The sequence below is a fragment of the Phaeobacter sp. G2 genome (assembly GCA_025163595.1).
Classification (GTDB): Bacteria; Pseudomonadota; Alphaproteobacteria; order Rhodobacterales; family Rhodobacteraceae; genus Pseudophaeobacter.
In genome coordinates this window covers 1,638,456-1,664,646 of the sequence record CP104100.1, presented here as the reverse complement: position 1 = coordinate 1,664,646, position 26,191 = coordinate 1,638,456, and the positions used below count along the sequence as shown (strand labels likewise).

The 26,191-nt window shown below is 61.0% G+C and carries 21 protein-coding genes and 1 riboswitch; of the genes, 10 read left to right on the top strand and 11 right to left on the bottom strand.

The genetic code is table 11. From position 1 onward, the window contains the following. Window positions 1–457: 457 nt before the first annotated feature. Both N1037_07890 and N1037_07885 read left to right on the top strand, forming a co-directional pair. Window positions 458–2,929 carry an ATP-binding protein gene (locus tag N1037_07890; GenBank protein ID UWS80920.1) on the top strand — a complete coding sequence of 824 codons (2,472 nt, stop codon included), beginning with the start codon at window positions 458–460 and terminating at the stop codon, window positions 2,927–2,929. Between the two features lie 32 nt (window positions 2,930–2,961). Further along, a complete protein-coding gene (locus N1037_07885; GenBank protein ID UWS80919.1) occupies window positions 2,962–3,378 on the top strand; it encodes a hypothetical protein in 417 nt (138 codons plus the stop codon). A 369-nt stretch (window positions 3,379–3,747) separates the two neighbouring features. On the opposite strand, the gene N1037_07880 is transcribed toward N1037_07885, so the two are convergent. From N1037_07880 to bioB, 8 genes are all read right to left on the bottom strand, one after another. Continuing rightward, on the bottom strand, window positions 3,748–4,263 hold the full coding sequence (locus tag N1037_07880) for a DUF2478 domain-containing protein (protein UWS80918.1): 516 nt from the start codon (window positions 4,261–4,263) through the stop codon (window positions 3,748–3,750). 111 nt (window positions 4,264–4,374) lie between these two features. Beyond that, a complete protein-coding gene (locus N1037_07875; protein ID UWS80917.1) occupies window positions 4,375–6,426 on the bottom strand; it encodes an ABC transporter permease subunit in 2,052 nt (683 codons plus the stop codon). After that, a complete protein-coding gene (locus N1037_07870) occupies window positions 6,423–7,505 on the bottom strand; it encodes a betaine/proline/choline family ABC transporter ATP-binding protein (protein UWS80916.1) in 1,083 nt (360 codons plus the stop codon). The genes N1037_07875 and N1037_07870 overlap by 4 nt, the downstream gene beginning before the upstream one ends. A gap of 8 nt (window positions 7,506–7,513) precedes the next feature. Beyond that, on the bottom strand, window positions 7,514–8,473 hold the full coding sequence (locus N1037_07865) for an ABC transporter substrate-binding protein (GenBank protein ID UWS80915.1): 960 nt from the start codon (window positions 8,471–8,473) through the stop codon (window positions 7,514–7,516). A gap of 393 nt (window positions 8,474–8,866) precedes the next feature. Beyond that, the gene (bioA, locus tag N1037_07860; protein UWS80914.1) at window positions 8,867–10,165 is read right to left on the bottom strand and encodes an adenosylmethionine--8-amino-7-oxononanoate transaminase; all 1,299 of its coding nucleotides are present in this window, start codon (window positions 10,163–10,165) and stop codon (window positions 8,867–8,869) included. Continuing rightward, a complete protein-coding gene (bioD, locus tag N1037_07855) occupies window positions 10,162–10,839 on the bottom strand; it encodes a dethiobiotin synthase (protein UWS80913.1) in 678 nt (225 codons plus the stop codon). Before bioD ends, bioA begins: the two co-directional genes overlap by 4 nt. Further along, complete coding sequence (locus tag N1037_07850; GenBank protein ID UWS80912.1) at window positions 10,836–12,005, bottom strand: 8-amino-7-oxononanoate synthase; 1,170 nt, start codon at window positions 12,003–12,005, stop codon at window positions 10,836–10,838. The genes bioD and N1037_07850 overlap by 4 nt, the downstream gene beginning before the upstream one ends. After that, a complete protein-coding gene (gene bioB, locus N1037_07845; protein UWS80911.1) occupies window positions 12,002–13,042 on the bottom strand; it encodes a biotin synthase BioB in 1,041 nt (346 codons plus the stop codon). Before bioB ends, N1037_07850 begins: the two co-directional genes overlap by 4 nt. 204 nt (window positions 13,043–13,246) lie before the next feature. Further along, window positions 13,247–13,373, top strand: a riboswitch (TPP riboswitch). 118 nt (window positions 13,374–13,491) lie between these two features. Here bioB and thiC point away from each other — a divergent pair. From thiC to N1037_07810, 7 genes are read left to right on the top strand one after another with little or no spacing between them, the layout of a single operon-like run. After that, the gene (gene thiC / locus N1037_07840) at window positions 13,492–15,318 is read left to right on the top strand and encodes a phosphomethylpyrimidine synthase ThiC (protein ID UWS80910.1); all 1,827 of its coding nucleotides are present in this window, start codon (window positions 13,492–13,494) and stop codon (window positions 15,316–15,318) included. Beyond that, on the top strand, window positions 15,315–16,280 hold the full coding sequence (locus N1037_07835; GenBank protein UWS80909.1) for an FAD-dependent oxidoreductase: 966 nt from the start codon (window positions 15,315–15,317) through the stop codon (window positions 16,278–16,280). The genes thiC and N1037_07835 overlap by 4 nt, the downstream gene beginning before the upstream one ends. Beyond that, complete coding sequence (gene thiS, locus N1037_07830; protein UWS80908.1) at window positions 16,277–16,474, top strand: sulfur carrier protein ThiS; 198 nt, start codon at window positions 16,277–16,279, stop codon at window positions 16,472–16,474. Before N1037_07835 ends, thiS begins: the two co-directional genes overlap by 4 nt. Before the next feature lie 3 nt (window positions 16,475–16,477). Continuing rightward, window positions 16,478–17,245 carry a thiazole synthase gene (locus N1037_07825; protein UWS80907.1) on the top strand — a complete coding sequence of 256 codons (768 nt, stop codon included), beginning with the start codon at window positions 16,478–16,480 and terminating at the stop codon, window positions 17,243–17,245. 14 nt (window positions 17,246–17,259) lie between these two features. After that, window positions 17,260–17,850: a thiamine phosphate synthase gene (locus N1037_07820; protein UWS81328.1), complete on the top strand. Its 591-nt coding sequence runs from the start codon at window positions 17,260–17,262 to the stop codon at window positions 17,848–17,850. After that, complete coding sequence (locus N1037_07815) at window positions 17,850–18,863, top strand: HesA/MoeB/ThiF family protein (GenBank protein UWS80906.1); 1,014 nt, start codon at window positions 17,850–17,852, stop codon at window positions 18,861–18,863. The genes N1037_07820 and N1037_07815 overlap by 1 nt, the downstream gene beginning before the upstream one ends. Continuing rightward, on the top strand, window positions 18,860–19,597 hold the full coding sequence (locus tag N1037_07810; protein UWS80905.1) for a hydroxymethylpyrimidine/phosphomethylpyrimidine kinase: 738 nt from the start codon (window positions 18,860–18,862) through the stop codon (window positions 19,595–19,597). The genes N1037_07815 and N1037_07810 overlap by 4 nt, the downstream gene beginning before the upstream one ends. 35 nt (window positions 19,598–19,632) lie before the next feature. Here N1037_07810 and N1037_07805 read toward each other — a convergent pair whose 3' ends face one another. The 3 genes from N1037_07805 to N1037_07795 all read right to left on the bottom strand — a co-directional run bounded on the left by N1037_07805 (window position 19,633) and on the right by N1037_07795 (window position 24,627). Beyond that, complete coding sequence (locus tag N1037_07805) at window positions 19,633–22,068, bottom strand: ATP-binding protein (protein UWS81327.1); 2,436 nt, start codon at window positions 22,066–22,068, stop codon at window positions 19,633–19,635. A gap of 322 nt (window positions 22,069–22,390) precedes the next feature. Next, window positions 22,391–23,875: a HAMP domain-containing histidine kinase gene (locus N1037_07800; GenBank protein UWS80904.1), complete on the bottom strand. Its 1,485-nt coding sequence runs from the start codon at window positions 23,873–23,875 to the stop codon at window positions 22,391–22,393. Then, window positions 23,872–24,627: a response regulator transcription factor gene (locus N1037_07795; protein UWS80903.1), complete on the bottom strand. Its 756-nt coding sequence runs from the start codon at window positions 24,625–24,627 to the stop codon at window positions 23,872–23,874. Before N1037_07795 ends, N1037_07800 begins: the two co-directional genes overlap by 4 nt. Before the next feature lie 286 nt (window positions 24,628–24,913). Here N1037_07795 and N1037_07790 point away from each other — a divergent pair, with 286 nt between their 5' ends. After that, window positions 24,914–26,167, top strand: a complete 1,254-nt coding sequence (locus N1037_07790) for an ABC transporter substrate-binding protein (GenBank protein UWS80902.1) — start codon at window positions 24,914–24,916, stop codon at window positions 26,165–26,167. Window positions 26,168–26,191 lie beyond the last annotated feature (24 nt).

The window sequence follows — 26,191 nt, the reverse complement described above, 5'->3', positions numbered from 1 at the left end:
CGTTTCCTGCACAAACACGCATCGTTGTACAAATCAGTTAGCCCAAAACGCCTCCTCCCTCTTGGGGAGGGGGCGTTTGTTTCAGGCTGAGGGCCAGACATGCCCAAAACGCTGTGACGCCTGAGACCGGCGCGGCAGCATGATCCACAGGGGGTTGCATTTAACGCGGCTCAGATCACGATCACCGCGCCTTTGGTCTCTTTCACCGTTTTTAGACGCAGGCCTATGCTTTTTGAAAACCGGGTACCGCTCCGCAAATACGCTCAATTTGGTTCCGGCCGGGACATCAATTTTCCCGTAAAAATGGGAAGACACAGATTATGCCCGCAAAACAAAGCAGGCCCCAACGGGGTCAGATTGATCCGGGGCGCAATGACGCATCTATTGAAGTTTCTTAAAGAACCTGCCGCATATAGTCTGCGAAGCTAAATGGTTCCCCGGATCTGAATGGACAAATATGATCACCCCCAAGTTTCTCGATGATAGGGTGCGGCTGCAATCTATTGCCAATTTACGCATTGATTTTCGTGACCATTTTCCGGAAATTCAGGGTCTTTGTGACCTGGCCGCACAGGTCGCAGGGACCGAAGCAGCTCTTATCTCGATCGTGGGGGAACGCGAACAGGTCTTCCTGGCAAAGACCGGACTGGGGCCCATGCGCAAAATCACACGCCAGGACTCCATGTCTGTGCATGCGGTCAACAGCGGCTCCACATTGGTCGTGCCAGACGCATGCCAGGATGAACGGTTCGCTGAAAATCCATTCGTTTTGGGGCCTCCCTACATCCGATCTTATGTCGGGGTTCTTCTGGAAACCGAACCAGGCCTTCCAATTGGGACAGTCTGTGCGATGGGACAGGAGCCCAACAGCTTTTCGCCCAAAGTTATCTCTGATCTGGAAAAGATCAGTGCAGCAGTAACTGCGCTGTTGAAAGCAAATCGTGACAAACAAACACTTGCAGAGACGGTTTCTAAAAATACCCGGATCGCGTTTTGGTCGGGCATCTTGGAGGAGAGCCCGGAGGAGATCTATGTCATAGACCCCAACAATTGGAAATTTGTTTTGGCCAACAAGGCAGCGCGGAAAAACATCGGGTATTCGATGAACCGCCTGACCCATATGACGCCGCTGGAACTAAATCCGCTGCTCACTGTGGAACGCTTTGAAAAGGCCGTCCAAAACCTGATGCACAACAAGCCGACCTTTGGCAAAACAAACACCTGGTTGCAGCGGGCAGACGGGTCAAAGTACCCGGTGGACATCACATTGCATAAAGTGTTCAACGCCTCGCCGATGATTGTGGCCTATGTGCAGGATACCACCGAACGCGCCGCCGCCGAAATCGCAGCCCAGGACGCCCATGCCAGGTTGCAGGCGGCGATCGAAGCCTTGACCGATGGCTTTGTTTACTTCGACGCCGACGAACGCTTGGTTCTCTCCAACAGCCGCTATGTCGAGATGTTCTCGAAACAAACCGCCCCTTTGGTGAAGCCAGGTGCAGACTTTGCCGCCATTTTACGCCAGGCCGCATCTGAGGGGTTTTACGCCGGAACCGAAGGGCGTGAAGAAGAGTTTGTGCAAGAGCGCTTGCAGGCCTTTCGCAACCCTTCGGGATCCAATCTCGTCACTTTGCAAGACGGGCGCGCCTTTCGGGTCTTTGAACAGCGCACCCCGGACGGTGGCTGTGTCGGGCTGCGGGTGGATGTCACGGAGCTCAATCAGGCGCGGGCGCAGGCAGAGGCCGCCAATGCGGCCAAGTCGGCATTCCTGGCCAATATGAGCCATGAAATCCGAACGCCAATGAACGGCATACTCGGGCTGATACAGATGATATCGCAAACCGAACTCGATTCCAGCCAGCGCGAAATGGTTGAAGCTGTGCATGGCTCTGCCGAAGGGTTGCTGAGTATTCTCAACGACATCCTGGATCTGGCGCGTATCGAATCCGGCAAGGAAACCTATGACGCAGCCCCCTTCACCCCCGCGAAGGTGTTGCGGGACGTGGCACGTATTCACCAAATCGTCGCCCAGCAGAAAGGGCTCGAGCTGCAGCTGGATCTGTCACCCGCGCTGGACGGGCAATGGATCGGTGATGCACGACGCATTGGCCAGGTGCTGCATAACCTGTGTGGAAACGCGCTGAAATTCACCACCCAGGGGCGCGTCACCCTGTCGGGGCAAGTGACGGCGCAGGGCGGTATTCGCTTAGGCATCAGTGACACGGGGATCGGCATGACGCCGGAGCAGCTGCGGCGGGTAAGCAACAAGTTCGAGCAGGCGGACAATTCCATTACCCGCACCTTTGGCGGAACTGGGCTGGGACTGGCCATCGTCTCTGAGCTGGTCAGGAAAATGGGCGGTGACTTTCACATGGACTCACAGCACGGCCTGGGCACCAAAGCGCAAGTCATCCTGCCGTTGGCCCCTATCCTGCAGACCAAAGACCGCGATAAAACAAACAGCAATAAAACAGGCGCTGATGCCACAGAACAGACCTGCACGCCGGAGGCGCCCCTGCGTATTCTGGTGGCAGAAGACAACGCCACCAACCGTCTCATCCTGCGCAAGATGCTGTCAAAGCTGAACCACACCCTGATCATGTGCTCTGACGGGCAGGAGGCCGTGGAAGCCTGGCGCGACCACGCGGCGGAGTGTCTGTTGTTTGATATTTCGATGCCAAACATGAGCGGCTTAGAAGCCCTTGCAGCAATCCGACGCCAGGTATCACAAACAAACGCGCCCATGCCCCCCGCAATAGCCTGTACTGCCAATGCCTTGCCCGACCAGATTGACGGGCTTTTCGCGGCGGGTTTTGATGAGGTGTTGACCAAACCGATCCGATTTCAAGACCTGTCAGCCTGCCTGGCACGTCTACGGGCAAAGATGCCGCCCCAGCACGCCCCGCTGATCCTACAGCACCCCGACTAAGCCATTGGCCCATATGGACCTTGATTGGCCATGTGGACCTTGGGCTGCTCCAGGCGCTCGTTCAGGCGTTATTTCAGGCGCTCCTGCGTTCAAGGCCGACAGGTCACTGCAATGTTCCAATTGTGGTCAGCAGTGTAGACGTCACGAATGTCTTCAGCACGGTCTTATCGCGCGTGTTTCAAGCGTTTGCTGAACGTTCTTTCAATGACTTCCCGATCAACAGGTTCGCCAATAAATTCAAACAAATCATTCAGTTGCGAATGGTCTTTTGTATAATCGCCATAGTGCATCAAGATGCCGCGCTCAGGATAGGTGGCAACACCGATTGCGTAAAAAGACGCGCCAAGTCTCTACCAAAAGAATCGAAGCCAATCTTCTCGGAAGCCATACCAAGGATGGTCTGGTGCGGGCTCTTCCCCTTTGGTGCGCAGGCCGTCCAGCGGCACTGAATCCTTTACGGCGGCCCAGGCGCACTAGAGATGAAACAGGGTGTTGTTGTTCTCCCCGCGCCGTTGAAACCCGTCAATTCTATTCAATAGAGATTGCAGCAAAGTGGAGCCCGACCGCCCATATGTAACGATAAAAACAAATCCGTCCTCTGGGTGTTTGAACTCGGTTATAAAGGTCACTTCTGATACAGGTTTTCGACGGATTTATTTGAAGTTCATCGCCCATGTTAGCTTGAAGACATCCCCGCGCGACCTGGGGGGGTGTACCTGGTGGTGATCATAGACACGGACCAAGGATCGCAGTTCACGGGGGCCGCATGGGCCTCCACTCTGGCTGTGCCCCCTTGTCAGTCTGCGTTCAAAAGACGCTCAGGACTGGGCCAGAGACTCCTCGACCCAGGCAACCAGATCGTCAAGCGCACTGCCCCCCTGAACCGCCATCCCGTCAGAGAAGGCCTTGAAGGCTTCGACATTCATGCGATTGACGCCCGACACCACAACCAGCCCCTGGGCCAGAGCCTCGCCGATGACCGGGCGCATGCCACGGCCGTCGGCTTCGTGTTTGCCGAATTTATTGACGATCAAAACCTGTGGGCGGGGCTCTGCCTGCAGGCTGCTGCTCACCTGCCCCACCGCCTGCTCCAGCGCCTCCGGGTTCAGCCGGCACCCACGGGCGCCAGCGCCCAGGGATTGCGAGATGCGAATGGTCTCGCCCTCGGGCAACACTCGCACATCCATGTCACACAGGGCGTCATCGCTGCATTCGGTATTGGTTTGTACAATCCCCGCCAGCGCAATGCCTTTGGCGTGCAACGCCTCTGCCAGGCTGCTCAGCAGCCGGTCGGTGCCGCCACGGGTTTCGGTCATGACATAGGCCAGATGCATCAAATGCCCTCTCATCAGTGGTTTGGAATTTCGCCTCAAGTGCTATCCGCAATTTGTCCCTGACGCCAGCGCGGTTTTCCCGCGCCCCAATTCAGGGCGCGGGAAACGCTGTTAAAGGCCCAGCGCCCTTTTGCGTTCTTCGGCAAAGCCCTGAACGATACGGTCGGCGATCAAGGCCAGAATGGCCATGGCCGCCCCGGCTGATATGCCCAGCCCCACATCCGCCTGCCCCAGCGCCAGATAGATCGACTGGCCCAGGCCGGTGGTGCCGATCAGCGCCGCGATCACCAGCATGGCAAAGGCATAGAGAATGGTCTGGTTCAGCCCCAGCAGGATAGTTGGCGCCGCATAGGGCGCCCGCACATCCCGCATCATCTGCCAGCGCGTCGCCCCCGAGGCGGTGGCCGCCTCGATCATCTCGTCCGGCGTCGCGATCAGCCCCTGCCGGGTGTAGCGGATCATCGGCACCACCGCATAGGCGATGATCGCCAGAAAGGCCGAGAATTCACCAATCTGGAACACCATCAGCACCGGGATCAGGAAGACAAACAGCGGGATGGTCTGCAACATGTCACAAATCGGCCGCACCAGCCGCCAGGCCATGGGAGAAACCGCGCTGAGCAGGCCGAGACCGCCGCCCAGCACCGCGCAGGCAAAAACCGCTGCCCCCGACAGATAGAGCGACAACAAGGCGCGCTCCCACAGGCCCGAGAGCAAAATAGTGGCAAGCAAGATCACCGACAGCAGCGCCAGACGCGGCCCCCCGGCCACCCAGGACAACGCGCCAACAGCGATGATGACAAAGGGCCAGGGCAGTTGTGACACGCCCGTTTCCAGAATTCCGGCAGCAATCAGCAGCACAAGCCCAAGGGTCACCTGACCGCGCAGCGCCAACAGCCCGCCCAAAACAGCCGCGCCAGCATAGAACCAGAGACTCATCGCTGCGGTCCACTGAAAGCCCCAGGTAAAGGGCAGGATCGCCTGATCCAAACCAATGCGCAGCGGCAGCAGCACATAGAACATGATGCCGTTTTTGAAACTGGTCAGCGCCTCAGCATTGGAGCGGGTGACATCGGTCAGCCAGCTGTCCAGCCCATCGGCCACCGGGTCCAGCAGCTGATAGCTGTCGGGGTCGCCAATGCGGCTCCAGAAGAGCAGGGTGGCAATCACGCCCAGCGCCAGAATACCGAGGGACACACGGCCATCCCAAAGCTGGCGCCGCTCCTGCGCCAGTGTGCCGCTCATCCGGTCGATCAGGATGGCAAACACCACAATGACCGACCCCGCCAGCATCGCCGGACCAAACTGTGCCTTGCGCATGGTCAGCAGAACTTCCCAGCCGATGTCATTAAAGCCGCCGATGACGGCGGCGATGATCACCATCGACAGGGCCGCCATCAGACATTGGTTGACCCCCACCATGATCTGCACCTTGGCGGCTGGGATCTCGACCTGAAACAGCTGCTGCATCCGGGTGCCACCGGCCATGACTGCGGCCTCTTTCACCTCAGATTCAACCCGTTGCAACCCCAAGAGCACATTGCGCGCCATCGGCGGTGCCGCATAGATCGCCGAGGCAATGAGCCCCACAACAGGGCCAAAGCCAAACAGCACCAATAGCGGCGTCAGATAGGCAAAGGTCGGCACCGTCTGCATGACATCCAGCAAGGCCTGAACCGGTTCGCGAAAGCGGGGAAACTCATTGGCCAGAATGCCAATTCCGGCCCCCACCAGCAGGGCCAAAGGCACCGAGACCGCAACCAGTGCCAGGGTATTCATCCCCTGCACCCAATAGCCAGAGGCCACCACCAGGCCCAACCCGATCGCCGCCATTGACGCCATCTTGATGCCACCCAGACGCCAGCCCAGGGCCACGGTGGCCGCGATCAGCAGCGGCCAGGGCACCACTGCCAGCACATAGTTGGTGGCCGCCATGGGATAGGCCATCAAGGCAGAAAACATCCGCGCGGCAGGTTTCAGATAGGTCAGCGTCCCCTTGACGCCGGTGCCGACGCCTTCGGTGGCGGGGAGCACCCAGTCTTTGGGGAAGGTTGTCACCCCAGGCATCAGCCCTTCGAGCAGCAGACAGAGCGCCCCGGCACTCACCGCAATCAGCGCCGCCAGACTGCCCGCGCCCAGGTTTCCAATTCTGAGGCGGCTCATTGGTCGGTTTCCACCTGCAACGCCGCCGCCAGATCCGCCGGGTTGATGACCCCAACCAGGGTGCCATCTTTGTCCCGCACCGGCACCGGGTCATACAGATCCATGCAGCGCGCCAGCGCCGCATCCAGCGTCATATCCCGGCGCAGCCCCGGATCATCCGCACCATAGCTGTTGCCCTCGGGGTTTTGCATCACCGAGCCCACTCTGGCATGGCGCCCCCTGGCCACGTCTTTGGAGAATTCGCGCACATAATCATCCACCGGGTTCAACACGATATCCGCCGGAGTACCGATCTGCACGATCTTGCCATCGCGCATAATGGCGATGCGGTCCGCCAATTTCAGCGCCTCGTTGATGTCATGGGTGATAAAGACAATGGTGGTCTTCAGCTTTTCCTGAATATCCAGGAACTCATCCTGCAGCTGGCGACGGATCAGCGGATCCAGCGCCGAAAACGGCTCATCCAGGAACCAGACCGAACAATCGGCCACCAGCGAGCGGGCAATACCAACCCGTTGGCGTTGACCACCGGACAGCTCTCGCGGGAAACGGTCTTCGCGCCCCTCAAGCCCCACCAGATTGATCACCTCTTGTGCCTTGGCGCGCCGTTGCTTGCGCTTTACCCCCTGCACCTTCAGCGGATAGGCCACATTGTCGATCACGGTCATATGGGGGAACAGGCCAAAGTGCTGGAACACCATGCCCAGGGTTTTGCGGCGCAGCTCGATCAAACGCGCCTTGCTGGCCGAAACGATATCCTCGCCTTCAATCCGGATCTCCCCGTATGAGCCCGGCAGCAGCTGCGAAATACAGCGGATCAAAGTGGACTTGCCAGAGCCCGACAGGCCCATGATGACAAACAGCTCGCCCTCTTTGACGTCAAAATTGGCATCCTGTACAGCAGGGACCAACCCCTGGGCGCGCAGCGCCGCAGAGACCTCATCCGCAGTTGAGTGCTGTGACAGCGCCCGTTTCAAGGCGCTGTCTGCATTGACACCAAAGACCTGCCAGACGTTCTGGCAGGAAATGGCGGGCGTATCAGAGCCAGCCGCAGCTGTCTCGCGGGCTGTCTCGATCACCGTCTTGCTCACTTGATTGCGGCGTCGACGACGGGGCGCCAGCTGGCTTCATTGGCTTCCATCCAGGCTGCAACCACCTCTTTGACCTTGCCACCGTCCACATCGATAGCGCCCATCATCGGCTGCTGGTCGGCTACGTTGAGGGTGTAGTTGGACAGGATCTCATAGGCTGCGGGCCAGGTTTCCGCCGTACCGGACCAGGCCGCCTTGAAGATGCGCGAAGGCGCAAAGTCACAGTCGTTGATCGCATTGGGGTTTGGACCCCAGGCCGGATCGGTAAAGCAGGCCTCTTCGCCTGCGGGCAGATCGACAAATTTTACGTCATAGGCCGACATCGCCCAATGGGGTTGCCAAAAGGTGACCAGCAGCGGCGTCTTGCGCTCGGTCGAGGCGCGCAGCTCGGCGATCAAGGCGCCTTCAGACCCTGCGGGAACCGCTTTGAATGGCAGTTCAAGCCCGGTCATGCGGTCGGCACCAGGGGTGCCCCAATCAGCGGGGTAATCCACCAAACGACCTGCTGGCAGGGTCTCAGCCGTGGCAAACAGCGGCGCGCAGGCCTTCAGGGCTTCCCAGGCTGGCAGACCGGGGCAGAGCTCGGCCACATGAGCGGGATAGGCGATACCTTCCTTCGCCGCCAGCTCCAGATCGCCCAGCTCAACAACAGTGCCCTCAGAAATCTTGATGGCATATTCATCGGAGACATTGGAGGACCAGATTTCCAGCGTGGCGTGGATTTCCCCATCAGCAATCGCTTGGAACTGGTTCAACATGCCAGCGGTGACATATTCCACTTTGTAACCCGCCGCTTTCAGCATCTCGCCAGCGATATGGGTGGTGACATGCTGGCCGGTCCATTCGTTGATCGCCAGTTTGATCGGCTGATCCACGGCGCCCAGCTCTGCCGCGTTGGCGGTGCCTGCAACCAGTGCTGCAGCGCCAATAAGGCATGCAAATGTTGTCTTTTTCATTGTTCACTTCCCTGTTGTATGCCTTGCCATTCCAATTGGTCGGCAAGGTGATTATGGTAGACCAGAACAGTCCAATACGGCCCCAGAACTCCTGATGCTCCGCACGCAAAGGCACATGCCAACGGTACAGGCCAAAGGCACGGGCCAAAGGTACAGCTGCCAGTCACAGCCGCCAGTCTTGGCCCAAGTGTGACCGGGTATGCCACAAGTATTTGAACGCTTTACGACCATTTGTCGAGGTTTTGCGGCACATTTCAGGTAAAACCTTGATCCGCCATTCAAGTTTCGAAATGAAAAAGCAATTTTATGGCGCAGCGTGACACATGATTCCCCAAGCTGTCTTGCCCCTGCGCGACTCGCGGCGGTGCTAAAACCTCACCGCCGCTTGCTGTCTCACAGCTGCTGCGCCAGGTGCAGCATCCCTGCGGTGATCTGGCTCAGCTGCTCGGGCGTGGTCACAAAGGGCGGCATGGTATAGATATTCTTGCCAAAGGGGCGCAGGAAAACCCCCATCTCATGGGCCAGCCCATGGGCCGCATCCGCCGAGACCACATGAGCCATCTCGATCACACCAATGGCCCCCAGCACCCGCACATCGCGCACATTTGGCAGGGCGCGGGCGGGTTCCAGCTCTTGTGTCAGCTGGTCAGAGATCGCGGCCACCCGGGCGCGCCAGTCCTGCCCCGTCAACACATCCAACGCCGCTTTTGCCGCAGCGCAGGCCAGCGGATTGGCCATATAGGTGGGCCCATGCATAAAGATACCGGGCGCGCCACCGCCAATGCCCAGCGCCACCCGGTCATTGGTCATGGTGCAGGCAAAAGAGATATGGCCCCCTGTCAGCCCCTTGCCAAGGCAGATGATATCGGGCTCCACCGTGCAGAAATCGGTGGCAAACATCTCGCCGGTGCGGCCAAACCCGGTGGCGATCTCATCAAAGATCAGCAGAATGCCCAGCTCATCACAAAGGCTGCGCGCCTGATTGAGGTACTCAGGATGGTAGAAATACATCCCCCCGGTGCCCTGCACCACAGGCTCCAGGATAAACCCGGCGATCTTGTCGGCCCCCGCCTCCAGCAAAGCCCGCAGTGCTGCGATGCCGTTTTGCGCCGGGTCCTCGACCCAGTCCTGACCCAGGGTGATGGGCGGGCGGGCCACAAAATGCTGCGCGCTCAGCGCGCCCTGAAACAGATGGTGCATGCCGGTATCCGGGTCGCAGACGCTCATCGCCTTCCAGGTGTCGCCGTGATAGCCTGAGCGCACCGTAGCGAACTGACTGCGGCCCTCAAACCCCTGAGCGTGCTGATATTGCACCGCCATTTTCATTGCCACCTCAACCGAGACGGATCCAGAGTCGCAATAAAAGATCCGGGTCAGGCTGGGCGGGGTGATCTGCAGCAGCATGCGGCCCAGGTCGATGGCCGGATCATGGGTCAGCCCGCCAAACATCACATGGGGCAACCGGTCCAGCTGTTCATGGATCGCGGAGGTGATAGCCGGGTGGCGATGGCCATGCATCATGCACCACCAGGACGACATGGCGTCAATCAGCCGGGTGCCATCCTCCAGGGTGATATGCACCCCCTCACCCTCTTTCACCACAAAGGTGGGACCGGGTTTGGCAACATTGGTATAGGGATGCCACAGATGCTGCTGGTCAAACTCCAGCTGGCTCAGCTCAGCAGTACTCATGGCAGTTCTCCTCCGGTCAGGGCCGCGCGGATCAGGTCCAGTTTGATGTGCCTGGCAAAGACCTCTGCCAAGACCGAGGGCTGTGCCCCCAGAGCGGGCTCTGCCCCCAGATCCGTGATCATCGGCAGCCGCCCCAGATGGGCCACTGCGCCAAATTGGACGATGCTCTCCTCCACCTCCGGCTCGGCATCGCCAATGAAGGCCACCCCAATCACGGTGCAGCCCGCGTCCCGCAGCGCCTTGAGCGACAGAAGCGTGTGATTGATGGTGCCCAATTGCGTGCGCGCGCACAGGATCACCGGCGCGCCCCAGCGGGCAAAGAGATCCAGATAAAGCAAGTCGCGGTTCAGCGGCACCATCACCCCGCCCGCGCCCTCGACCACCAGCGGGCCATCCAGCTGCGGCAGCGCCAGGTGAGCCGGGTCGATCTCAACCCCTTCAGCCTCAGCTGACAGATGCGGCGAGGCGGGCAGTTGCAGGCGATAGCCCTCAGCCAGGACTGTGCCAGCAGACAGGCGTGCGACGATCTCGCTGTCGGTTTCCTCTTCCAGGCCCGACTGCACCGGTTTCCAGTAACTGGCCTGCAGCGCCTGAACCAAACCGGCGGAGAAAACAGTTTTGCCGATGCCAGTGTCCGTTCCGGTCACCACCAGTGTCTGGTTCACAGCGCTCATGCCACCTGCTCCAGACCCGCTGGCTGTTGCTGCAAACGCGCCAGCTCTGGCGCCAGTCTTTCAAACAGCTCGGTGATAATGCCTTTGGTCAAGGCGCCGGTCAGCGAAATCCGCAACCGTGACGTGCCCTTGGGCACTGTCGGCGGGCGAATGCCACGCACGTCAAAGCCCTGGCCCTGCAGATGCTCGGCCAGCGCCATGGTCCGCCTGTCATCGCCAATCACCACCGGCAGGATCTGGCTTTGAAAGCCGGTGAGACCGCACAGCCGCGCCGCCTCGCTGTGGGCATGGGTGATATGGTCCCAGGCCCGGTTGCGCCGCTCAGGGTTGTGCGCCAGATCACGCAGCGCCACCCGCACCAGGGCTGCATTCAGCGGCGAAGGCGCGGTGGCAAAGATAAAGCCCCGCCCGCGATTGATCAGAAAATCAATCAGCACTTGGGCGCCGCAGATCAAGGCCCCGGAAACGCCCAGGCCCTTGCCGCAGGTGTGCAGTGTCAGCACAGCAGGGTTCTGGGCATAGTCATGGGCCAGCCCGCGCCCCAGATCGCCAAACAGCCCGGTTGCATGGGCCTCATCCACCACCAGAACCGCCGCCTCGCGCGTGGCCAATGCGGCAAATTCCGCCAGCGGTGCCTGAGTGCCCTCCATGGAATAGACCGACTCGATGGCGATCCAGACCTGGCCGGCGCCACCTGCCGCGCGCCACTGGGCGATCTGCGCCGCCGCATCGCTGGGGTCATTGTGGCTGAATTTACGCGTCTCCGCCCGGCCCAGCCGCATGCCATCATGGGTGCTGGCATGGATCAGCGCATCATACAGCACCAGGTCGCCGCGCTGCGGCAGGGTGGAAAAAATCGCCTGATTGGCATTAAAACCGCCGCCCATGAACAGCGCCGCCTCACTGCCAAAAAACGCCGCCGCCTCGGCTTCGAGCAGGGCGTGCTCATCAGCATTGCCGCGCAACAGCCGCGAGCCACCGGCGCCAACCGGCACCCCCCGCTCCAAAGCCTCCAGCGCCGCTGTTTTCAGGGTCTGGCTCTGCGCCAGCCCAAGGTAGTCGTTGGAGGAAAAGTCGTGCCCGGCGCGGGGGATCAGGCGGCGAAACCGCCCCTGGTCGCGCAGCTCCTGCAGCCCGGCGGCATGTCGCGGAAAACCCAGGCTCATGCCGAGACCACTTCGCCGTTATTGGCCGCACTATCCGCGCATGTTTTGCTCTGGTTTTCGCTATGGCTACCGTCGCAACCCACGCCCATGGCGGTGATACCCAGACGATCAAACAGCATCTGATCTTTGTCCTCTTCGGGGTTGTCGGCGGTCAGCAGGGTGTCGCCCACAAAGATTGAATTGGCCCCGGCAAAGAAACACATGGCCTGCAGCTCATCCGACATGTCACTGCGCCCGGCGGAGAGGCGCACATGGGATTTTGGCATCAGGATTCGGGCCAGGGCGATGGTGCGGACAAACTCAATCGGGTCCAGCTTGGCCACATCGGCCAGCGGCGTGTCTGGCATCGGGATCAGCATGTTCACCGGCACCGAATCCGGGTGTTCCTCCAGCGTGGCCAGTGCCAGGATCATGTCGATACGGTCCATCTGCTGCTCACCCATGCCAACAATGCCACCGGCGCAGACCTTCATCCCCGCCTCGCGCACCCGGTTCAGGGTGTCGATCCGGTCGGCAAAGGTGCGGGTGGTGATGATTTCGGAATAGTAGCGTTCCGAGGTGTCGATATTGTGGTTGTAATAGTCCAGACCTGCGTCGCGCAGGCGAAAGACCTGACTGTCATCCAGCATGCCCAGGGTCATGCAGGTTTCCATTCCCAGATCCTTGACCCCCTCGATCATCGCCTCAAGCGCGGCCATGTCGCGAACCTTGGGCGAACGCCAGGCCGCCCCCATGCAATAGCGCGTGGCGCCGCCTGCCTTGGCCTTGCGCGCCTCGGCAATCACCCGTTCCACCTCGATCAGCTTGCTGGCCGACAGCTTGGCGCCGTTGCGGGCAGACTGCGAACAATAGGCGCAATCCTCGGCGCAGCCGCCGGTTTTGATGCTCAGCAGTTTGGATTTTTGCACCTGATTGGGATCATAGTGCTGACGGTGCACCGACTGCGCCTCAAACAACAGATCCATGAAGGGCTTGTTGTAGATCTCTTCCGCCTCGGCGCGGGTCCAGTCGTTTCGAATAGGGGCAGCGTCCAGCATGGGCTCTCCTGAGGGTCACAGTGTTGCGTTTGAGCGGCCCTGAGGCGCGCTGTATTTTTATAGATAATAATCGCAAGAGCGCAAAGAAAATATATTGCAGCGCGGCTTTACCTGCAAAACATAGGCATATATTTCTGTTATTGTTGAATTATTTTTATCTATCAAAATTCATGTTGACGGCAACCCATCGCCTCCCCTAGGTCTTAACTCACGCAGGGGAGTCCCACCGAGGGGACTGAGAGGCTGACAGGGCAGAGCAATCTGACCGGCGACGCGACCCTTAGAACCTGACCCAGTTGACACTGGCGTAGGAAGCTAGGACGCGCCGCCAACGGGCTTTTGCCTCTTTGGCTCTGCGCCCGAACCGGGAGGGCCGTAGATCCTCCCCGCGCCTCCCTGCCATGCCTCATCTGGTGACTTTTTTGAGTATTGGCTCGAGGAGCACCAAAATGAACGTAAGCCCGCCAAAGATCACCCCAAAGGTGACAACAGGCGCCCTGCCTGCATCGCGCAAGATCTATGTGCCCGGCGAGATCCACGCCGATATTCGTGTGCCTATGCGCGAGATTTCCACCCATCCCACCGCAGGTGAGGCGCCGCTGCCGGTCTATGACAGCTCTGGCCCCTATACCGATCCGCAGCAGCAAACCGACATCCGTCAGGGCCTCGCGCAGCTGCGCCGCAGCTGGATTCTGGCGCGGGGGGACGTTGAGGAATACCAGGGTCGCGCCATCACCGATGCGGACAATGGTTTTGTCGCAGGCGACCGCCTGACGCCGGAGTTCCCGGTCAAACCCGCGCCGCTGCGCGCCAAGGGCGGCAAGGCGGTGACCCAGCTGGCCTATGCCCGCGCCGGCATCATCACGCCAGAGATGGAATTCATTGCCATCCGCGAAAACCAGCTGCGCGAGACCTCGCCCTGCCACCGGGACGGCAATGACTTTGGCGCCAATATCCCCGATTATGTGACGCCGGAATTTGTCCGCCAGGAGGTCGCCGAAGGCCGCGCCATCATCCCGGCAAATATCAACCACCCCGAGATCGAGCCGATGATCATCGGCCGCAATTTCCTGGTGAAGATCAACGCCAATATGGGCACCTCGGCGGTTTCCTCCTCGATGGAAGAGGAAGTGGACAAGCTGGTCTGGTCGATCCGCTGGGGCGCGGATACGGTGATGGACCTGTCCACCGGCCGCAACATCCACAACACCCGCGAATGGATCATTCGCAACTCTCCCGTCCCCATCGGCACCGTGCCGATGTATCAGGCGCTGGAAAAGGTGAACGGCATTGCCGAAGACCTGACCTGGGAAGTGTTCCGCGACACCTTGATCGAACAGGCGGAACAGGGGGTTGATTACTTCACCATCCATGCCGGCGTACGGCTGCATATGGTGCCGATGACGGTAGAGCGCGTCACCGGGATTGTGTCGCGCGGTGGCTCGATCATGGCCAAATGGTGCCTGCATCACCACAAGGAGAGCTTTCTCTACGAGCACTTTGAGGAAATCTGCGACATCTGCCGCAAATACGATGTCTCCTTCAGCCTTGGCGATGGTTTGCGCCCCGGATCAATTGCCGACGCCAACGACGAAGCGCAATTTGCCGAGCTGGAAACCCTGGGCGAGCTGACCAAGATCGCCTGGGCCAAGGATTGCCAGGTGATGATCGAAGGCCCCGGCCATGTGGCCATGCACAAGATCAAGGAAAACATGGACAAGCAGCTGGAGTGCTGCGACGAGGCGCCGTTTTACACCCTGGGGCCGCTAACCACCGATATCGCGCCGGGCTATGATCATATTACCTCGGGCATTGGGGCGGCGATGATTGGCTGGTTTGGCTGCGCCATGCTCTGCTATGTGACCCCCAAGGAACACCTGGGCCTGCCCGACCGCGACGACGTCAAGGTTGGTGTGATCACCTACAAAATCGCCGCCCATGCCGCCGATCTGGCCAAGGGCATGCCCGGCGCCCAGCGCCGGGACGATGCGCTGAGCCGCGCCCGGTTTGAATTCCGCTGGGAGGATCAGTTCAACCTGTCGCTGGACCCGGATACTGCCCGCGACTACCACGACCAGACCCTGCCAAAAGAGGCCCATAAGGTGGCGCATTTCTGCTCCATGTGCGGGCCGAAATTCTGCTCGATGCGGATCAGCCACGACATCCGCGCCGAGGCCCAGAAGGAAGGCATGGAGGCCATGGCGGCCAAGTTCCGCGAAGGCGGTGAGCTTTATGTGCCTGCCCCAGCTGACAAAGCGCTGGAACCGGGCGCATGATCACCATCGCGGGGGCGGGGCTTGCCGGCCTCGCCACCGCTTACGAGCTGTTGCAGCGCGGTGCCAAGGTGACGCTGTTTGAACGCGGGCCAGGCCCAGGTGCGGCCAGTGTGGCGCGCTTTGCCGGCGGTATGTTGGCGCCCTTTTGCGAAGGCGAAAGCGCCGAAGAAGAGGTTGTCAGCCTCGGCAGCCGCGCCTGTGACTGGTGGGCCAAGATCACACCGGTGCATCGGCGCGGCACGCTGGTGGTTGCGCCTGCCCGCGACCGGGCCGAGCTCAGCCGTTTTGCCCAACGCACCCGGGGCCACCAGCTGCTGGGCGGCAGTGATATCGCCGAACTGGAACCCGCCCTGGCAGGTCGCTTTGCCAATGGCTTGTTCTACAAGGACGAAGCCCATCTCGATCCGCGCCGCGCGCTGGTTGACCTTGCCACCGCCGTAGAAACCCTCGGCGGACAAATTCGCTATGACACCCCGGCCCCACCGCGCGTGGATCTGGACTGCACCGGCATGGCTGCCGCCCTGCCCGCCCTGCGCCCGGTGCGCGGCGAAATGGCGCTGCTGCACTGCGAGGGGGTCGAGATCAACCGCACCCTGCGACTGCTGCACCCGCGCATTCCGCTGTATCTGGTGCCGCGGGGCGACCAGCATTTTATGATCGGTGCCACCATGATTGAAAGCGCATCCACCCGCGCGCCCAGCCTACGATCGGTCAATGAATTGCTCAGCGCTGCGTTTGCGCTGCACCCCGGCTTTGGCGAGGCCAGCGTGGTTGAGCTCGGCGCTGGTCTGCGCCCCGCCTTTGCCGACAACCTGCCCCGCCTGATCGAACAGGACGGCGTGCTGCACCTCAATGGGCTGTACCGCCACGGCTTTCTTCTGGCGCCAGCCATGGCGCGCCGTGCCGCCGAACGGTTGCTGCCACAGCCCGCAGACCTCGTGTTACTGGAGACCTCTGGATGAACATTACCGTAAACGCCAAACCGCATGACATCTCTGCCACCACGCTGGACGCCGCCCTGCACGAGCTGGGCCTGACCAGCCCGGCGCTGGCCACCGCCCTGAACGGCAGCTTTGTTTCGCGTGCGAAACGTGTTGATACCCCGTTAACAGAAGGCGACCGGATCGAAGTCCTGGCGCCGATGCAGGGAGGCTGAGCCATGCAGTTTTACGGCACTACGCTCAGCTCTCGGCTGTTTCTGGGCACCGCGCAATACCCCTCCCCCAAGGTGCTCTGTGAGGCGATTGCCGCCAGCGGTTGCGAGGTCATCACCCTGTCCCTGCGCCGCGAAACCAGCGATGGTGCTGGCACCGGGTTCTGGCAGATGCTGCGCCAGACCGGCGCCCGTATCCTGCCCAATACCGGCGGCTGTCACAGCGTGCAGGAGGCCGTGACAACCGCTCAGATGGCGCGCGAGATCTTTGACACCGACTGGATAAAGCTCGAGGTCATTGGCCATGCCGACAGCCTGCAACCGGATGTCTTTGGCCTGGTGGAGGCCGCAAGGATCCTTAGCGACGATGGCTTTAAGGTCTTTCCCTACACCACCGAAGATCTGGTGGTGGGCGAGCACCTGCTGCAGGCAGGTTGCGAGGTCCTGATGCCCTGGGGGGCGCCGATTGGATCTGGCCAGGGGCTGCGCAATCCCGATGGGCTGCGGGCCATGCGGGCGCATTTCCCGAATACGCCCTTGGTGGTGGACGCCGGCATTGGCCGCCCCTCGGATGCGGCGGCGGCGATGGAGCTGGGGCTGGATGCGGTGCTGCTGAACACGGCGGTGGCCAAGGCCGGGGACCCGGTCGGGATGGCCCGCGCCATGGCCCAGGCGGTGGCAGCCGGTCAGGCCGGCTATCAGGCCGAGCCCATGCCGCGCCGCGACATGGCGGTGCCCTCGACCCCGGTTTTGGGACTGGCAGAGCTGACATGAAGGACAATCAGGCAATGGAACGGTTTTATCTCATCGTCGGCCACGTGGGCCGGCTGGAACTGCTGGTGCCGCAGGGGGCCAGATTGGTGCAGCTGCGGATCAAGGACGCCACCGAGGCTGAGCTGCGCCGCCAGATCGCCCGCGCCCGTGATTTCTGCGCCGTGCACGGTGCGCAATTGGTGGTCAATGATCACTGGCAGATCGCGCTGGATCTGAACTGCAGCTTTGTGCACCTGGGTCAGGAGGACATGGCAACCGCCGATTTTGCCGCGCTCAACCGTGCCGGGGTGCGCTATGGGCTGTCGACCCATGACGAAGCAGAACTGGAGCGGGCGCTGCGCCATGATCCGGCATATGTGGCGCTGGGGCCGGTCTATCCGACCCTGTTGAAGAAAATGAAATGGGGGCCGCAGGGGCTGGACCGCGTCAGCCGCTGGAAACAGATCGCGGGGCAAACCCCGCTGGTGGCCATCGGCGGCCTAACGCCCGCGCGCCTGCCCGGTGTTTTTGCCGCCGGCGCAGATAGCGCCGCGGTGGTGACGGATATTCAACAGGCACCGGACCCCGAGGCGCGCTGCCGCCAATGGGCCGAGGCCTGCGCCTGATGTCGCGCTACGCCCGCCAAATGGCCCTGCCCGAGGTCGGTGCCGCCGGTCAGGCGCGACTGGCACGCGCCCATGTGCTGGTGGTGGGTGTCGGCGGGCTGGGCGCGCCGGTGTTGCAGTATCTTGCCGGTGCCGGTGTCGGGCAGCTCACCCTGCTGGATCCAGACCGGGTGGAGGAGAGCAATCTGCACCGACAGGTGCTGTTTACCATGGCCGATATCGGCCAGCCCAAAGTCACCGCGGCGCAGGCGCATCTGATGGCCAGAAACCCAGGCCTGACAGTGCACCCCCTCGCCGAGGCCCTGAGCGCGGCAAATGTGGCGCGGAATCTGAGCAACGGGGATCTGGGCGCGGTGGATCTGGTGGTGGATGCGGCGGATAGTTTTGCCACTTCCTATATCCTGTCGGATGCCTGTCTGGCGCGGGGATTGCCGCTGATCTCGGCCTCGGTGCTGGCGCAACGGGGCTATGTCGGTGGCTTTTGTGGCGCGGCGCCCTCGCTGCGCGCCCTGTTTCCAGAGCTGCCAGAGAGTACCGCAAGCTGCGCCAGTGCCGGGGTGATGGGACCGGTAGTGGGTGCCATTGGCGCGCTGCAGGCACAGATGGCGCTTAAGACCCTGCTGGGCCACAGCCCCACGCCGCTGGGCCGGGTAATGCAGATAGACATGGCGGATCTGACCCTGAGCAGTTTTGACTTTAGCTCTGCCTGCGAACCCGCAGATCCCCTGCGATTCACCAGCCCCGAGCTGATCCCGGCGCAGGCCCAAGTGATAGATCTGCGCCCCGTTGAAGAAGCACCCCAGCCTGCTGTCACCGGGGCGCGACGCTGCCTGCCCGATGACCTGATTGCTGCAAATAGCATCGCCGCGGCCCCGGCCCCTGCCAGGCTTGAGCCCGGGCTGCCAACAGTTCTGTGTTGCCGATCCGGCGTCCGGGCTTGGCGCACGGGGCGCGCGCTACAGGCACAGGGTTTTAACCAGATTGAAATTCTCGCCGTTGGTGACCCCGCATGAGCCGCATTCTGGTGGTGGCCGGCACCGACAGCAGCGGCGGTGCCGGCCTGAGCCGCGATGTGGCCATGGCCCAAAGCCTGGGCTGTTCGGTTGCACCGGTGGTGACTGCCGTCACGGTGCAGACCAACTCGGCGCTGATTGCCACCCAGCCAATCCCACCGCAGATTATCGCAGATCAGGTCACAGCCGCTTTTGATCCGGCGGGGCAGATCCCACGCGCCATCAAGATTGGCATGATCGGCACCCCAGAAGCCGCCCGGAGCCTGGCACAAGCGCTGGCCGCCCAGGTGCCGATTGTGCTGGATCCCGTCCTAAGAAGCTCCTCTGGCGGCGACCTGATGTCTTTGGAAGCCCTGAGCCCCCTGCTGCCAAAAGTGACGCTGTTGACCCCCAATCTGGAGGAAAGCGCCCGGCTTGCCGGCACCTGCCACCACCCCCAGGAGCCGCCAGAACTGGCAGAATTGAAAATGCGGGCGCAGATCATTTTGGCGACGGGCGTTGCTGCGGTATTGATCAAGGGTGGACATGGCCAGGGCACCCACAGCACGGATCATTTGTTTACCGCTGACAGCCATCAGATGTTTTCAGCCCCACGTCTGCCCATAAGCAAGCGCGGCACCGGCTGCAGCCTGGCAACCGCTCTCGCCTGTGCGCTGGCGCAGGGCGCATCTGTGGCAGAAGCCTGCGCCCAGGCCAAGGCACAGATGACCCTTTGGTTGAGCAATCCAGATTAAGCCATAAACCCTGTTATCGCGGCAAAATCCCAGGATCAGCCGGATTGGCCGTTATTTTCATCCTGGCCAATGCGCAGCATGGTCAGGGTGCGCAACAAAACCGATTTACTGATAGGTTTTTGCAGAAAATAATCCATCCCCGCAGCCAGACAGGCCTCGCGGTCGGATTCAAAGGCATTGGCGGTCAGCGCAACAATCACTGGCTGCTCGATCTCAAGAGCGCGAATTTCCCGCGTTGCCGCAAGCCCGTCCAGCTCGGGCATGGACATATCCATCAAAATGATATCCGGCGCCATTTCCTCCTGACACAGGGTGACCGCCTGTCGGCCATTATGGGCTTCGCTCAGGGTGATGCCCAGATCGGCCAGATACTTGCGGACCAGCAAACGGTTGGTCCTGTTGTCCTCTGCCAGCAAAACCCGGCAGCCTGCCAAAGCTGCAGTGTCCATCATGGTCTCAACCCGAGAGGCGCCGCTGGAATTAACCGCCTTGGCCAGTTGAACTTTCAAGCGAAAGCACGAGCCCTTTTCCTTGAGACGACACAGATCAATGCCGCCTCCCATGCGCTTTGCCAGGATGCTGGAAATCGTCAATCCCAGCCCGGTGCCGCCAAAGGCCCGCGTGGTGGCCGCATCCGCCTGCTTGAAGCGATCAAAAATATATTCGGCCTGGTGGTCTGAGATACCAATGCCGGTATCATCCACCGCAATCACCAGATTGTAGGGGTCGTCTGCGCGGCAGCTGACGCTGATGTCCACGCCGCCCTCAGAGGTGAATTTCACCGCATTGCCGATAAGGTTCACCAGAATTTGCCGCAAGCGACCATCGTCACCATGCACCCGTTCCGGCAGGTTGTCCGCAAAACTCACCGACACCCAAAGGCCTTTTTCCCGAGCTTTGGGCCGCAACAGATTGACCGCGCCAGCCACACAGTTTTGCAGATCAAAATCAATCGGGCTGATCGCCAGGCGCCCCGCTTCGAGACGCGACAGGTCAAGAATATCGTTGATGATTTTAAGCAGCGCGTTGGAGGAATCCTGAATGGTGCTCAGATATTGTCTTTCCTCCGGGCCCAGATCGAACTCCGACATCAGCTCCGCCATGCCCAGAATGCCATTCATCGGCGTGCGGATCTCATGGGACATGTTGGCCAGAAATTCCGATTTGGCGCGATCGGCACTTTCAGCCGCGATCTTGGCATCATTCAGATCATTGTTGCGCTGCAACAGCGCCGTATTTGCCTCGATCAGCTTTTCACGCAGTTGCACGTCCTGGGTCACATCCAGATTGACCCCGACCATCCGCAGCCAGCCATCGCTATCCGCATAGGCGGTTCCCATACTGCGGATATGGCGCACCTCCCGGCTGGGCAAAATGATGCGGTATTCCGATCTGTAGCTGCCCCCGACGTGACAGGCATTGCGGAATTCAAGAACCGTCTTCTTATGATCATCGGGGTGCAGGCAACTCTCCCAGGTGTCAATCGACAGCGGATCATTGAGCTTGAACCCATAGATTTCGCGCAGGTTTGGATCCCAGACGGTTGTACTGTTCTTGGTATTCAGCTCCCAAATGCCGATCTTTGAAATATCCACCGCGATCTCAAGCCGCCGCGACAGGGTCTCCAACTGCCGTTCGCGCCGCTTCAAGGTTCGAATTGCATCGCGCCGTGCCGCCGACAGGCGACTGATCATATAGATCGGCACAACAATAAATCCGCCGGCAATAAAAACCAACAGACGCCAGGGCCAGGGATTGGCCCTGCTGGCCGACCACCCGCCCTTGGGGCGCGCTGCAATTTGCCAGGACCCAACCGGGAGCGGGATGTCCAGGAGAACCGGGTTATCGGTAAAAACGGATGGGTCGCCAAAGAACTGTACGCCCTCGGCCCCCATACCGTCCTGTCCCCGTATTCCAACCTCGATGCCCAGGTCGGGAGAGTTGAACCCATGCGACTCGTACAGAGGTTCAGCCTTCATGACCGAGGATAAAATCCCCCAAAACCGGCGATTTTCCCCTGTTCCGACAAAGACCGGAAAGCGGCCAATAAAGGCCTCATCGCCCTGCACCAGCTGGACCGGACCTGCCAGAACCACTGCGCCCTTATCGCGGACTTTGTAGGCAGCCTCTCGCTGGGCGGCGTTTTGGTTGTAATCCAGTCCCAAGGCCGCCTCGTTGCCGTGCAGCGGGTAGATCATCGAAACCACAAGGTCCGGCGCCGCTGCAACATGGCTAATGCCCGATTGTCTGCCCAGCACCATTTCCCCCAGCTGGGTGAACCGCTCCTGTGACATGTCCGGCTCGGTGGACAACACCGCAACCAGCCCGCGCACCAGCTGAAGATCGGCATTGAGCGCCCCTTCAAGACTGACCTGCAGCTGGTTTACTTCGCGGCGCACATCGGCCCGCAGCGCCTGATTATGGATGATGTCGTTTTGTTGTTCTGAATAATAGCCCGCAGCCAGAACCATAACGAGGGCGACCAGAACCGGGATATGGGCGCGTCGCACTAGCCCGCCAATGGGTTTTGCAGAAGAACCTCTCACGGAACAGACACCACTCAACCTTACCCATTTTGGCCCTTCATAGAAAAGACCAAACCAATTCACCATTATCTATCGTTCGTCATGCAAGCTGCCGCACAGATGTTCATATCTGCTTAAAAACGCTTCCATTCAACGACGTTCTTTACAGACCTAATCCTACCGTAACATTTACATGTCACAAAAAGCAGAGCGTTTATCAGATGAATTCATCACCACCACCCCCTGCAGTCATTGCCCCGACCGGCCCCTAGTGGCGCTGGATGTCCAGGCTGGCGCGCAGCCCCTGGCTGCCCTGATCGAACTGCAGCGTGCCGCCATGCTGTTCTGCGACGGTGGCAACGATGGTCAACCCCAGGCCAAACCCGTCAATAGCAGAGCTGTTGGCACCGCGCTGAAACGGGGCCAGAACCTCCTGGATCTCGGCCACGGTCAATTCAGATCCCTCGTCCTCAACCGTGATCACCGCCCGCTCCGCGCTCGCCTCCAGCCGCACCACGGCACGGCGGCCGTATTTCAGGGCATTGTCCACCAGATTGGTCAGGGCGCGCTGCAACAGGATCGGCCGCGCCGTCACAAGCACCCGGCGCGCATCCGGCAAGGCGCCCTGCCCCGCGCGGGCTGAAAACAGCGACTGCGCCCCCTGAACCACCTCGGGCTGCATCCGCACATAGCTCACTGGCTTGTCCAGATCCTGATAATCCGCCACCAGAGCCTCCACCAGCGCGGTGAGCGAGATCTGGCGCGGCACTTCCAGGCTGAGTTCCGAGCGGGTATAGGTCAGCACGCTTTCGATCATGCCGGTCATACTGTCGATATCCGCCTCCAGCTTGCGGCGCAGGGTCTGGTCCTGGATCAGTGCCGCCCGCAGGCGCAAGCGGGTGGCCGGCGTGCCCAGATCATGGCTGACCGCCGACAGAACCGTGGCGCGTTTTTCGATCTGCGCCCGTGCCCCGGCCAGATGATCATTCACCGCCGCGACAATCTCCTGCAGCTCTGCCGGGCCGGGGGCGGAGTAGCTATCCGGCCCCCCCAGCACCCGCGGCTGACGCAGCAGCCGGGCGAAGGCACCAAACCGCGCCGAGATCTCGCCACTTTGGCTGAGCACAATCGCCAGCCCCACCGCCGCAAGAATCACCGCCAGCAGGCGCAGATCCGTCGGCGCCGCCTGACAGCCCCAGTAGGAAGCCCCCTCGACCTGCCGCCAGCCCCTGTCGCCATATTGGGCAAAGACCAGCGGATCGCTGCAATGGCGTGCCAACAGGCGGGTGACCGCCCCCAGCTGCTGCGCCGCCGTTTGCCGGGGCGCGGTTTGCAGATCGGCAACCCCGTAGCGCAGGCGATCTGACACAATCATCAACCGCAACACCGTGCCGGTGCGTACCCCCATGCCAGGCCCAAAACCTGACCCCAACCCCAACGCCCGCCCTGTTTCCCCCAAGATCGAGATCTCGGTAACAAAACCGCCGCCCGGCACCTCGGGGCGTTGACCGCGCGGATGGTCGTTGGCCACGTCTGACTGCAGCGACAGAGCCTGGATCTGCAGACCTGCGGGCGCAGGCGCATTGCCCTGCAGGGCCTGATACAGCAACACCCCCGCCATCTGGCTGCGGGCCAGATGCTGCTCCCAGGCGCGGGATGATTGCAGCCACAGGAAGGCCGCCCCCAGACCAATGGCAAAGCCGCCAAAGATCCACAGGCGCGCCTGGGTTTTCAGATCCCAGATGCGGCTCACGCGGTCTGCTCTTCCGCCACATCCACGGCCAGGACATAGCCAATGCCGCGCGCGGTGCGCAGCATCTGCGGATCTTTGGGGTCGCTTTCGATCTTGGAGCGCAGCCGCCCCACCAACATGTCGATTGCCCGCCCGGAGCCGTCGGGCTCTGCACTGCTGCCACTGCTGCCACTGGCAAAACCTTCCAGCAGGCCCGCCTGGATTTCCTCGCGCTTCAACGGAATATGCGGGTTGGCCAAAAACACCTTGAGCAGGCTGGTCTCCCGCTGCGACAGCGCCACCTGAAACCCCTGCGGCGAGAGCACCTCATCGCGTTTGCCGTCATAGGTCCAACCGGCAAAGCGGAACAGCGCCAGCCGCCGCCGATGAACCAGCGAGGCACTGCGGTTGGCCCGCTGCAAAACCGCCCGCACCCGCGCCAGCAGCAGCTCCGGGTTAAAAGGCTTTGCCACATAGTCATCCGCCCCGACCTCATAACCCGCCATGCGCTGGTGATCCTGAGACAGCGCCGAGACCAGAATGATCGGAACATCCTGTTCGCGGCGCAAGCGGGCACAGATCTCGACGCCGCTTTCCGATCCCAGCATCACATCCAACAGGATCAGATCCACCCGCCCCGCCTGCATCAGCGCCCGGATCTCCGCCTCATTTTCGGCGGCATGGGCGATAAAGCCGTTTTGCTGCAAAAACTGGGTCAGCATGGCGCGGGTCTCCGCATCATCATCCACCACCATAAGCCGGGGTATCGTCATAGCCTCTTACTGCCTCTTACTCTCTCTGCCTTTGCCTGCCAGACTGCCCCATTTTTGCGGCCAAAGGTACAGCTAGGTAACAAGTTGTAACGGAAGTGACGGATTTCTGCTCTCTGACCACTGCAGTGGTCGGCTCAACCATTGCGACAGCCCCCTCCGTCAGCGCAGGCTAGGGCAATACCGTCGCCTTCAGTGGCGGCATCTGCGCCACTGCATCTTGGAGGAAGAGGTGGTGTAGTTCAAAGGGGCTGGTTGAGCTCTTGACGACTTTAGGGAGGAAGACAAAATGAAAAGATCCGTATTTACGGCCGCGTCCACGCTGGCGGTTGTCGCTGCATCCGCAGTATCCATGGCCCAGGCCGGCCCAGAGGCAGAGGTGCTGCATTGGTGGACCTCGGGCGGGGAAGCCAAATCCGTCGCCGTATTGCAGCAGGAATTTTCCGCCAATGGCGGCACCTGGACCGATATGCCAGTGGCAGGCGGTGGCGGCGATGCCGCCATGACGGCGCTGCGAGCGCGGGTTCTGTCCGGCAATGCCCCCACTGCGGTGCAGCTGAAAGGCCCCGCCATTCAGGAATGGTACGAAGAAGGCGTTCTCGCTGATATCTCGGCCGTGGCCGAGGCCGAGGGCTGGGACAAGGTGCTGCCAGCCTCCATTGCGGCCCATATGAAATGCGAAGGCCAGTGGTGCGCCGCGCCGGTGAATGTGCACCGGGTGGACTGGCTCTGGGCCAATGCCGAAATCCTCGCGGCCAATGACATTGCGATGCCAACCAGCTGGGACGACTTTAACGCCGCCGCAGATAAACTGATGGCGGCCGGGGTGATCCCGCTGGCTCATGGTGGTCAGGCCTGGCAGGATGCCACGGTATTTGAAGTTGTCGCCCTTGGCCTTCTGGGCCCGGATGGGTTCCACAAGGCCTTTGTCGATCTGGACCCTGAAATGCTGGGGTCGGACAAGATGGTCGCGGTTTTTGACCAGATGCGCAAAATGCGCGGTTATGTGGACAGCAATTTCCCCGGTCGCGACTGGAACCTTGCCACCTCGATGGTGATGAACGGCGAAGCGGCGTTTCAGATCATGGGCGATTGGGCCAAGGGCGAATTCCTTGCTGCTGGCAAGGTGCCGGGTGAGGATTTCCTCTGCGCCTCGGCACCGGGGGAAGGCTTTCTCTATAATGTTGACAGCTTTGCCATGTTTGATGTCAGCGGCGACGACAAACAGCAGGGTCAGGCGCTACTGGCCAAGCTGATCGTCGGCCAGAACTTCCAGAAGGTCTTTAACCTCAACAAGGGCTCGATCCCGGCGCGGGTTGATGTTGCCATGGACGATTTTGACTCCTGTGCGCACCTGTCATCGGCAGAGATGACCACCAGCTCCAAAGACGGTTCCCTGCTGCCCAGCTATGCCCATGGCATGGCGATGCGCGGCGCCCAGTCCGGGGCGATCACCGATGTGGTCACCGCGCATTTCAATTCCGACATGTCCTCGGCTGAGGCGGTTGAAATGCTGGTCGCCGCAGTGGAAAACTCGCTGTAATATCACCCGACCAAACGACCCGCT